This window comes from Streptomyces thermovulgaris, from assembly GCF_002155915.1.
Lineage (GTDB): Bacteria > Actinomycetota > Actinomycetes > Streptomycetales > Streptomycetaceae > Streptomyces > Streptomyces thermovulgaris.
On sequence record NZ_MUME01000188.1, the window covers coordinates 1 to 9,196 of the forward strand.

Annotated in this window: 9 protein-coding genes and 1 pseudogene; 5 read left to right on the plus strand and 5 right to left on the minus strand. The window is 72.4% G+C overall.

Annotated elements, in window-relative coordinates; translation table 11 throughout:
- Positions 1–590 (minus strand): annotated as a pseudogene (locus tag CCN35_RS16360) (MFS transporter); the annotation flags it as partial.
- A gap of 140 nt (positions 591–730) precedes the next feature.
- On the opposite strand from CCN35_RS16360, the gene CCN35_RS16365 reads away from it, so the two are divergent.
- On the plus strand, positions 731–1,174 hold the full coding sequence (locus CCN35_RS16365; protein WP_067390551.1) for a DUF6010 family protein: 444 nt from the start codon (positions 731–733) through the stop codon (positions 1,172–1,174).
- A gap of 112 nt (positions 1,175–1,286) precedes the next feature.
- Here CCN35_RS16365 and CCN35_RS16370 read toward each other — a convergent pair whose 3' ends face one another.
- Positions 1,287–2,060, minus strand: a complete 774-nt coding sequence (locus tag CCN35_RS16370) for an IclR family transcriptional regulator (RefSeq protein ID WP_067390554.1) — start codon at positions 2,058–2,060, stop codon at positions 1,287–1,289.
- Positions 2,061–2,246: 186 nt separating this feature from the next.
- On the opposite strand from CCN35_RS16370, the gene CCN35_RS16375 reads away from it, so the two are divergent.
- From CCN35_RS16375 to CCN35_RS16390, 4 genes are all read left to right on the plus strand, one after another.
- The gene (locus CCN35_RS16375) at positions 2,247–3,773 is read left to right on the plus strand and encodes an aldehyde dehydrogenase (NADP(+)) (RefSeq protein WP_079129583.1); all 1,527 of its coding nucleotides are present in this window, start codon (positions 2,247–2,249) and stop codon (positions 3,771–3,773) included.
- 45 nt (positions 3,774–3,818) lie between these two features.
- On the plus strand, positions 3,819–4,340 hold the full coding sequence (locus tag CCN35_RS16380) for a GNAT family N-acetyltransferase (RefSeq protein WP_211285533.1): 522 nt from the start codon (positions 3,819–3,821) through the stop codon (positions 4,338–4,340).
- Between the two features lie 78 nt (positions 4,341–4,418).
- Positions 4,419–5,132: a DsbA family oxidoreductase gene (locus tag CCN35_RS16385; RefSeq protein WP_067390560.1), complete on the plus strand. Its 714-nt coding sequence runs from the start codon at positions 4,419–4,421 to the stop codon at positions 5,130–5,132.
- A 185-nt stretch (positions 5,133–5,317) separates the two neighbouring features.
- Complete coding sequence (locus tag CCN35_RS16390) at positions 5,318–6,367, plus strand: aminotransferase class V-fold PLP-dependent enzyme (protein ID WP_067390791.1); 1,050 nt, start codon at positions 5,318–5,320, stop codon at positions 6,365–6,367.
- A gap of 128 nt (positions 6,368–6,495) precedes the next feature.
- Here the strand turns inward: CCN35_RS16390 and thpD are convergent, their stop codons facing one another.
- Genes thpD through ectB form a run of 3 tightly spaced genes read right to left on the minus strand, consistent with a single transcriptional unit; the run spans position 6,496 to position 9,119 of the window.
- Entirely contained in the window at positions 6,496–7,380 is an 885-nt protein-coding gene (gene thpD, locus CCN35_RS16395) for an ectoine hydroxylase (protein WP_067390564.1), read from the minus strand.
- Between the two features lie 4 nt (positions 7,381–7,384).
- Positions 7,385–7,789 (minus strand): ectoine synthase, encoded by a 405-nt coding sequence (locus CCN35_RS16400; RefSeq protein ID WP_067390568.1) that lies wholly within the window; start codon positions 7,787–7,789, stop codon positions 7,385–7,387.
- Positions 7,790–7,847: 58 nt separating this feature from the next.
- Positions 7,848–9,119 (minus strand): diaminobutyrate--2-oxoglutarate transaminase, encoded by a 1,272-nt coding sequence (gene ectB, locus CCN35_RS16405; protein ID WP_067390571.1) that lies wholly within the window; start codon positions 9,117–9,119, stop codon positions 7,848–7,850.
- Between the last annotated feature and the right edge of the window lie 77 nt (positions 9,120–9,196).

Genomic DNA, 9,196 nt, shown 5'->3' on the forward strand with positions numbered 1-9,196 from the left:
CGCCGCCGGCCAGCACCAGCGGCCGCAGCCGCGGATGGGACCACAGATGGCGGGCGCCCTCGACGGTGTGCTCACGCCAGGAGTCCCCGGAGGGGCGGGGCCTGTCCTCGCGGACGCGCAGCAGGGCGTACAGGCCGGCGGCGAGCAGGAAGGTGGCCGAGTCGAGCAGCACCACGCAGGTGCCGCCGTACGCCGTGTACAGGCCGGCGCCCGCCAGNNGCGTCGTGCACGACGCCGGTGGCGCCGTAGAGGAACAGCACCGCGTACAGCAGCCGGACGTCGCCGGGGGAGTCGACGGTGAGAAGGCTGAGCAGGAGCACCGCCAGCAGCAGATTCGCCCGGATCAGCAGGGGGCCGCGGCGGGTGCGGTCGGCGAGGGCGCCGAGCGGCGGACCGGCCAGGGACGGGACCCACATCGCCAGCATGCACAGCGCGGCCAGCCCGTCCGAGCCGGTGAGGTCCTTGACCCACACGCCCGCGGCCAGCCACAGCGCCGAGGTGCCGAAACCGGAGACCACCACGGCGGCCAGACACAGCCCCGCCGTACGGTCGCGCAGCACCCGCGCCAGGGGTCGTTCTGTCGTCGTCATGCCTGCCGATCGTCGCTCTAAGGCCCCGCCCCACGGATGAGGCAGGTTCCGTATCCGCGGGGCCGTGCGGGCGGGAATCCGTCGGAACCTGTCCGTCGTGCCCCTGGGACGCGGGCCGCCGCGGACCTAGCGTCCTCGGCATGCTCACCCATGCCGTGCCGGTCCTCGTCGGCCTGCTCTACGCCCTGGTCATGTCGCTGCTCCGCGAGCCGCACCGCCGGAGACTGAACGCGATCATGGTCGCCGGAGCGGGTGCCGCCTATCTCAGCGGCGGCGGACTCGGCGGCGCGGAGTTCGCGTTCACCGCGCTCGTCACCTGTGTCGCCTACCGGGGCCTGGAGTCGTGGAACTTCATCGGCGCCGGCTGGCTGCTGCACACCGCGTGGGACGTGGTGCACCACCTCGAGGGCAGCCCGATCATCCCGTTCCTCGGCGACTCCTCCCTGGGCTGCGCGATCTGCGACCCGGTGATCGCGCTGTGGTGCTTCCTGGGCGGCCCCTCCCCGCGGGAACTCCTCGGACGCCGGGCGGCGGCGTCCGCGAACGCCCCGCTGCCCGTCCGCGATCCGGTCACGAAGGCGTGAGCCGAAGACCGTCGGACGCACGGTGCGCCGCGGTGCCTTTCCGGGCGCCGCACACGCCGGCGCCGCCGGCCCGCCGCACCCGGGGTCCCGCGCGGGGCGCGGCCCTTGCGGCTCACAGCCTCCGGGTGGCGAGCAGCAGACGGTCGCGGGCGTCGAACAGCACGTCCCGCACCGTCCTTTCCCGGGCGGGCGTCAGGCGGGCCACGGGGATCGAGCAGCTGACCGCGTCCCGGGCCGGGGTGCGGTACGGGATCGCCACACCGAAGCAGCACAGGCCGAGGGTGTTCTCCTCGCGGTCGACGGCGTAGCCCTGCTCACGGATCCGGTGCAGCTCCTCGATGAGCTCCTCGCGGTCGGTGATGGTGTGCTCGGTCGGCGCGGACAGTGTGCCGGGGAGCATCCTGCGCACCTGCTCGTCCGGGTAGGTGCTCAGCAGCGCCTTGCCGAGCGCGGTGGAGTGGACGGGCAGCCGGCGGCCGACCCGGGTGACGGGACGCAGATGGTGCTGCGAGGCACGGGTGGCCAGGCAGACGACGCTCGTGCCGTCCAGCCGGGCGAGAAGGACGGTCTCGGCGGTGTCCTCGGACAGCCGGTCCAGCGCCGGGCGGGCCGCCGCGACCACCTCGTCGCCGTCGATGTAGGAGGTGCCGACGAGCAGCGCGCGCACACCGATGCCGTAGCGCGTGCCGGTGGCGTCGGTCTCCACCCAGCCCAGGTCGACGAGCGTGCGCAGCAGCATGTACAGGCTGGACTTGGGATAGCCGACGGCCTCCTGGACCTCGGCCAGGGAGTGCATACCGGGCCGGGCGGCGAAGTACTCGAGCAACTCCACGGTCCGTACGGCGGACTTGACCTGCGCCCCGCCGCCTGCCCCGCCCGCCGCCATCGGCCTCGACCCCTTCGTTCGACCCCTTCGTTCGACGAGACGCCGCAGCTATAGTCTCACCGTATTCATCATCAGAGACGGCGTTCAATATATCGAACGTCCTGGTGGGTGGCCCGAACCAGGCCGCACCGGACCGACCGTGACGACCGGTCGGACACCGCGGCAGGACATGTGGAGGGAACCACGGTGGCAGCACCAGTCTGGAGCGTCGACCCCCGAACCGGGAAACAGCGGGAACAGGTCGCGGTGGAGGCCACGGCCGAAGAGGTGGACACCGTCGTCCGAGCCGCCCACGAGGCACGTGACGCACTCGCCGACCGCACCGTGCGCGCGGCCTTCCTGCGCACCGCCGCCGACCGGCTCGAGGCGGTCCGGGACCAGCTCGTCGAGGCCGCCGACGCCGAGACCGCACTCGGCCCGGTCCGGCTCACCGGGGAACTGGCCCGGACCTGCCATCAGTTGAGGGCCTTCGCGGACGTCGTCGACGAGGGCGCCTTCCTCGACGTGATCATCGACCACCCCGACGGCTCCGCGACCCCGCCGGTCCCGGACCTGCGCCGCTACAAGGTGCCGCTCGGTGTCGTCGCCGTCTACGCCGCCTCCAACTTCCCCTTCGCCTTCTCCGTCGCCGGCGGCGACACCGCGAGCGCGTTCGGCGCGGGCTGCCCGGTCGTCGTCAAGGCCCACCCCGACCACCCGGCGCTGTCCGAGCTGGTCGCCAGGGTGCTGCGGGGAGCCGCCGCCGAGCACGGCATCCCCGAGGGCGTGCTCGGTCTCGTCCACGGCTTCCAGGCGGGCGTCGAGCTCATCAAGCACCCGCTGATCGCCGCGGCCGGCTTCACCGGTTCCGTGCGCGGCGGCCGGGCCCTGTTCGACCTCGCCGCCGCACGGGAGGTGCCGATCCCCTTCCACGGCGAGCTGGGCTCGCTGAACCCGGTGCTCGTCACCGAGGCGGCGGCGGCCGAACGGGCGGAGGACATCGCGGCCGGTCTGGCCGGCTCGATGACGCTGGGCGTCGGGCAGTTCTGCGTCAAGCCGGGCCTGGTGCTGGTGCCGTCCACAAAGGCCGGCGACACCCTGGTCGCGGCGCTCACCGACGCCGTCAGCAACACCGAGCCGGGGGTGATGCTCGACCACCGGATCCGCGACGCCTTCCTCGCCGGCATCGCCGAGCGCACCGGCCTGCCCGGTGTCGACGCGCCGGTCACCCCGGGCGCGGGCGGCGAGCACACGGTCGGCGCGGGCTTCCTGACCGTCCCTGCCGGGAAGCTGACCGGCAAGGGGGAGTACGACGTGCTCCTGGAGGAGTGCTTCGGGCCGGTCACGGTGGTGGCCCGCTACCGGGACGAGAGCGAGGCCATGGCCGTCCTGGCCCGCCTCCCCGGCAACCTCGCCGCGGCCGTGCAGCTGTCCGCCGAGGAGGCGGCCGGCCGGGGACGCGGCGCCGAACTGCTGGCCCGGCTGACCCCGCTCGCCGGACGTGTCGTCGTCAACGGCTGGCCCACCGGCGTCGCGGTGGCCCCCGCCCAGCACCACGGCGGCCCCTACCCGGCGACGACCTCCACGTCCACCTCCGTGGGCGCCACGGCCATCGAACGCTGGATGCGCCCGGTGGCGTACCAGAACGTCCCGGAAGCCCTCCTCCCGCCCGAGCTGCGCGACGACAACCCCCTCGGCCTGCCCCGCCGCTTCAACGGCCGCCTGGAACGCTGATCCCGCCCAGGGAACCGGAAGGGCGCGATCCGCGTCCTTTCTCTCATGATCAATGACAGTGTGCGCGGCTGCCGGGTGATCCGTACGGCCGTGTCCGCCGAGGCGGAGACCCTCGCCGCGCTGCACGCGCGGGCCCGGGCGACGTACGACCCGGAAGGAGCCCCGGACGACGGCACCGACGGGGCCGCGGCCTGGCGCGGCGCCGTCGAGCGGCCCGACCGGCACGTCCTGTGCGCCGTCGCCCGGGGCCGTGTCGTCGGCGTCGCCTCCTTCCGCACCGTGCCGGACGGCACCGCGGACACCGTCGAGCTGCTCCAGTTCCACGTCGACCCCGACCACTGGGGCTCCGGCATCGGCACGGCCCTGCACACGGCCTGCGCCGAGCAGTGGCGCGCCGACGGCAGGCGGACGGCCGTCCTGAGGGTCCGTGCCGACAACCACCGCGCCCGCCGCTTCTACGCCCGCCGGGGCTGGATCCCGGACCCGGAGCACCCGCCCGCCGAGGACGACCGCCATCTGCGCCTGCGGTACGCGGTGACCGGGGAGCGGGACACGGCGGGGGAATGAAGCGCGGTGCTGAAACGTTCGAGGACTCGGCGGAGGGCGCCTCCTCCGCTTCCGTACGAGCGGGAAAGAGCCGAGAACATGCGCGTCGAGATCTGGTCGGACATCGCCTGCCCCTGGTGCTACGTGGGAAAGGCACGCTTCGAGAGAGCGCTCGCGGACTTCCCGTACCGTGACCAGGTCGAGGTGGTGCACCGCTCCTTCGAGCTGGACCCGCACCGGGCCAAGGACGACGTCGAGCCCGTGCTCACCATGCTCGCCAGGAAGTACGGCATGAGCGAGGCGCAGGCGCAGGCCGGTGAGGAGAACCTGGGACGGCAGGCCGCCGCCGAGGGGCTCGCGTACCGCACCCGGGGCCGCGACCACGGCAGCACCTTCGACATGCACCGTCTGCTGCACCTGGCCAAGGAACGCGGCAGGCAGGGCGAACTGCTGGACGCGCTGTACCGGGCGAACTTCGCCGAGGAGCGCTCCGTCTTCACCGAGGGCGACGAACGGCTGGTGGAGCTGGCCGTCTCCGCCGGGCTCGACGCCGACGAGGCCCGCACGGTGCTCGCCGACCCCGGTGCCTACGCCGACGAGGTCCGCGCCGACGAACAGGAGGCCGCCCGGCTCGGGGTCACCGGAGTGCCGTTCTTCGTGATCGACCGGAAGTACGGGGTCTCCGGCGCCCAGCCCGCCGAGGTCTTCACCCGGGCGCTCACCCAGGCCTGGAGCGAGCGCGCGCCGCTGACCGTCGTCCAGGGCGGCGGGGACGTCTGCGGACCGGACGGATGCGCGGTGCCGCAGAGCTGAGCCGGCCGGGCCCTGGCGCGGGCCCCGGGCGGCGCGCATGCGCGAGCGGCGTGCGAGGTCTCCCGCGCGAGGAACGCGCGGGAGAACCCGAAGGGCGCGAAGGGCGTGAAGAAGAACGCGGAGCGCGCGGGAAGCGCAGGGAAAATGGAATGGACCCGGGGCGCGCCGGACAGCACAGTGGTTCCATGGAGATCTTCGAGAGCCTCGTCCGTGCCGAGTTCGCCCCGCAGAGCACCTATCTGAACACCGCGGCCCTCGGGCTGCTCCCCGCCCGGGCGGTACGGGCCCTGCACACCGCCGTGGACACGGCCGCCTCCGGCCGGCCTCTCGACATGTTCGCCGACATCGAGGCCGCCCGCGCCTGCTTCGCCCGGCTGACCGGGGTTCCCGTCCACCGTGTGGCAGCCGGCTCCTCGGTCGCCGTCTACAGCGGGCTGATCGCCGCGGCACTGCCCGAGGGCGCCGAAGTCCTCACCGCCGAGGGCGACTTCAGCTCCACGGTGAATCCCTTCCACGTCCGCCGCGATCTGAAGGTGCGCAGCGTCCCCCTGGAGCAGCTCGCCGAGGCGGTACGGCCCGGCACGGCGCTGGTCGCGGTGAGCGCCGTGCAGTCGGCGGACGGCCGGATCGCCGATCTGTCCGCGATCCGGGAGGCCGCCCGCGAGCACGGGGCGCGCACCTACATCGACGTCTCCCAGGCCGCCGGCTGGCTGGACTTCGACGCGAGCGCCCACGACTACGTCTCCGCCGTCGCCTACAAGTGGCTGCTCTGCCCGCGGGGGGTGGCCTTCCTGGTCGTCCCCGAGGACCTCGGCGACCTCAGCCCGCTGTTCGCCGGCTGGGTGGCGGGGGAGCGGCCCTGGGACAGCTGCTACGGCCCCATCGAGGAACTCGCCCGCTCCGCACGGCGGTTCGACGAGAGCCCCGCGCTCTTCTGCTACGCCGGTGCCCGCCGCTCCCTCGAACTCGTCGAGGAGCTCGGCGTGTCCGCCGTGCGCGCCCATGACCTGGCCCTCGCCGAACGGTTCCGCACCGGTCTGCGCTCGCTGGGGCACGAGCCCCTTCCCGCGCCGGGCTCCCCGATCGTCTCCGTGCCCGGACTCGACCACCGCAGGGAGGAGTTGAGCGGCGCCGGCATCGAAGTCGCCGCCCGGGCGGGCAATCTGCGGGTCGCCTTCCACCTCTACAACACGCCCGAGGACGTCGACCGCCTGCTGGACGTCCTGGCCGGGTGAGCGCCCGCGGCGCCGGCGGACAGGGGCCCTTCCATCCGCGGTCCCCTCCCGCGGTTTCCTCCGCGGATGGAGACGTCCCGCGGGAGAAGGCCCCTGCCCGCCGGGCACGGCGGCTCACCCCGCCGCTCTCACCGCACCGGGGTGAAGTCCCTCGCCCCGAGGAACTCCGGCCGCCGCACCGGAGCCGCGAACGGCTCCACCGCCGCGTTCTCCACGCTGTTGAACACGATGAACACATTGCTGCGCGGATACGGCGTGATGTTGTCTCCGGAGCCGTGCATGCAGTTGCAGTCGAACCAGACCGCGGAGCCGGGCCTGCCCGTGAACAGCCGGATGCCGTGCTTCGAGGCCATCGCCGTCAGCGCCTCGTCGGACGGGGTGCCCGCCTCCTGCATCTGCAGCGACTTCTTGTAGTTGTCCTTCGGGGTGGCCCCCGCGCAGCCGAGGAAGGTCCTGTGCGACCCCGGCATGATCATCAGGCTGCCGTTGGTCTCGAAGTTCTCGGTCAGCGCGATCGAGACGGACACCGTCCGCATGCGCGGCAGGCCGTCCTCGGCGTGCCAGGTCTCGAAGTCCGAGTGCCAGTAGAAGCCGCTCGCCCCGAAGCCCGGCTTGACGTTGATCCGCGACTGGTGGACGTACACGTCCGAGCCGAGGATCTGCCGGGCCCGGCCGACGACGCGCTCGTCGCGCACCAGTTGCGCGAACACCTCGCTGATCCTGTGCACGTCGAAGACCGAGCGGATCTCCTTGGACTTCGGCTCGACGACGGAGCGCTCGTCGGCCCGGATCCCCGGGTCGTTCACCAGCCGGTCCAGTTCCTGCCGGCAGACGGCGACCTCGTCCTCGGTGATCAGCTGGTCGACGGCGAGGAAGCCGTCGCGCTCGTACGCCCTGAGGTCGTCCGCCGCGATCGGGCCGGGGGCGTCGAGGGAGTTCCAGACGACGGGGTCCTGACGAGGGACGGTCACCTCGGTGGTGCCGCGGGTGGGGTAGAGATCGGTGACGGTCATGGGGTCACACCTCCTCGGGTTCGGTGAGCAGGGGGTAGACGCCGTTCTCGTCGTGGTCCTCCCGTCCGGTGACGGGCGGGTTGAACACGCAGATGCAGCGGAAGTCCTCCTTGACGCGCAGCGTGTGCCGCTCGTGCTTGTCGAGGAGGTACACGGTGCCGGGGGTGATCGTGTACGTCCTCCCGGTCTCGCGGTCGGTCAGTTCGGCCTCGCCCTCGATGCAGACGACGGCCTCGACGTGGTGGGCGTACCACATCGACGTCTCCGTGCCGGCGTACAGGACCGTCTCGTGCAGGGAGAAGCCGACCTTCTCCCTGGCGAGGATGATCCGCTTGCTCTCCCAGGTGCCGGACCTGGACTTGACGTGCCGGTCGGTGCCTTCGATGTCCTTGAACGAACGGACGATCACGGTGGTGCGTACCTCCTGGCTCGGGTGCTCGGCTGCCCGGTTGCTCGGTCCGGGTGGTTCAGGCGGTCTCGTGGACCGCGCGGGCGAGGAGACGCATGCCCTCGTCCAGTTCCGCGGCGGTGATGGTCAGGGCCGGCAGCAGCTTGACGACCTCCCCCTCGGGGCCGGAGGTCTCCACCAGCAGCCCGAGGTCGAAGGCGCGCCGGGCGATCCGCGCGGCGCGGCCCTTGTCGTGGAACTCCAGGCCCCACACCAGGCCCCGGCCCCGGAACTCCGCGACGTCGGCGCGGTGCTCCTCGGCGATCGAGACCAGCCACTGCTCGACCTGCTCACCGCGGGCGCGGGTCTGCTTCTCCATCGCCGGGCCGTCGGTCCAGTACGTCTCCAGCGCGGCCGTGGCCGTGACGAACGCGGGATTGTTGCCGCGGAAGGTGCCGTTGTGCTCGCCCGGCTCCCACAGGTCCAGCTCGGGCCGGAACAGGCACAGCGACATCGGCAGGCCGTAGCCGCTGATGGACTTGGAGACGGTGACGATGTCCGGGGTGATGCCCGCCTCCTCGAAGGAGAAGAAGGCCCCGGTGCGCCCGCAGCCCATCTGGATGTCGTCGACGATCAGCAGCATGTCCTGGCGCGCGCACAGATCGGCCAGGGCACGCAGCCACTCGGCCCGGGCGACATTGACGCCGCCCTCGCCCTGCACGGTCTCGACGATCACGGCGGCCGGCTTGTCGAAGCCGGAGCCCTGGTCCTCCAGCAGCCGTTCGAACCACAGGAAGTCGGGGACCTTGCCGTCCAGGTAGTGGTCGAACGGCATCGGCGTGCCGTGCACCAGCGGGATGCCGGCGCCGGCCCGCTTGAAGGCGTTGCCGGTGACGGCGAGGGCGCCCAGCGACATGCCGTGGAAGGCGTTGGTGAACGACACGACGGCCTCGCGGCCCTTCGCCTTGCGGGCCAGCTTCAGCGCGGCCTCGACCGCGTTGGTGCCGGTCGGGCCCGGGAACATCACCTTGTACGGCAGGTCGCGGGGCCGCAGGACCAGGTCCTGGAAGGTCCGCAGGAAGGTGCGTTTGGCCGTGGTCGACATGTCGAGCCCGTGGGTGACGCCGTCGCGCTCCAGGTAGTCGAGCAGCGCCCGTTTCAGGACGGGGTTGTTGTGGCCGTAGTTGAGCGAGCCGGCGCCCGCGAAGAAGTCGAGGTACTCATGGCCGTCCTCGTCGTACATGCGGCTGCCGCGCGCCTGGTCGAAGACGGTGGGCCAGCCGCGGCAGTAACTGCGCACCTCGGACTCCAGGGTCTCGAAGATGCTCAGGTCGGGCTGGGTGATGGTCACGAGGCATCGCTCCTCGGTGTGGAGGCTGGGCAAAAAGGGACAAGAAGAGGCGAAAAGATCGGGAAGTGGGCGGGCGG

Bases quoted from the DNA above. Each gene is read 5' to 3' on its own strand.
- CCN35_RS16365 (WP_067390551.1), top strand. From the start codon at position 731: ATGCTCACCCATGCCGTGCCGGTCCTCGTCGGCCTGCTCTACGCCCTG.
- CCN35_RS16370 (WP_067390554.1), bottom strand. From the start codon at position 2,060: ATGGCGGCGGGCGGGGCAGGCGGCGGGGCGCAGGTCAAGTCCGCCGTA.
- CCN35_RS16380 (WP_211285533.1), top strand. From the start codon at position 3,819: ATGATCAATGACAGTGTGCGCGGCTGCCGGGTGATCCGTACGGCCGTG.
- CCN35_RS16385 (WP_067390560.1), top strand. From the start codon at position 4,419: ATGCGCGTCGAGATCTGGTCGGACATCGCCTGCCCCTGGTGCTACGTG.
- CCN35_RS16390 (WP_067390791.1), top strand. From the start codon at position 5,318: ATGGAGATCTTCGAGAGCCTCGTCCGTGCCGAGTTCGCCCCGCAGAGC.
- thpD (WP_067390564.1), bottom strand. From the start codon at position 7,380: ATGACCGTCACCGATCTCTACCCCACCCGCGGCACCACCGAGGTGACC.